At 65.3% G+C, this 597-nt stretch carries 1 protein-coding gene; it reads right to left on the bottom strand.

The genetic code is table 11. The features are described 5' to 3' along the window. Window positions 1-224: 224 nt before the first annotated feature. On the bottom strand, window positions 225-597 hold a 373-nt coding region (locus E2H86_RS25780; RefSeq protein ID WP_207955664.1), incomplete at its 5' end, for a ComEA family DNA-binding protein.

Here is a 597-nt window from a genome sequence, read left to right as displayed (position 1 = left end):
CGTCCTTGTCGGCCTGCTGCCGCCCCCTCGCATCCTGCGCTGTGGGGGTAGCGTTGCATCCTGCACGCGGCCGCGTCTGTCCTGTTTGTATCTCAGCCCCTTCCACAGGTCTGTGATGCCACCATCCTGGTGAGTGGTGCCGCGTCCTGCGGCGGTCGGTGGTCACGGCCTTCCTGTCCGTGACCGGTGAACCAGCCTCCTGCCGGTTCCGACGATTCCTGCTGTCAGCGCCTCGGTACGGTTCGCACCGGTACCGATCCGGGTACCGGATCCGCCGGCAACAACCTGTTGCCTACGGTGATCCGCTGTCGATTCCGTTCGACGATTGCTTTCCCTATCCCCTTCACCTGCGCCAGGTCCTCGACGCGATGAAACGGGCCGTGTCTGCGCCGGTGCTCGACGATCGCCTCGGCCTTGGCGGCTCCGACCATCGTCAATCCCTGCTGCAGCGCCTGGGCATCGGCGCGGTTGATGTCGATCGGTTCGGCGGCATGCGCCCCAGCGATCCACACGACCAGCACCAGTGCCCTCAACACGACACTCCAAGGCACGACGTGTATCTCCTTGTGGTTCTGACCGTCCCGACCGGCAATCCCG

Origin of the sequence: Pseudomonas putida (assembly GCF_004357765.1) — a bacterium.
GTDB classification, from domain to species: domain Bacteria; phylum Pseudomonadota; class Gammaproteobacteria; order Pseudomonadales; family Pseudomonadaceae; genus Aquipseudomonas; species Aquipseudomonas putida_U.
This window is presented reverse-complemented; position numbering and strand designations above follow the sequence as displayed.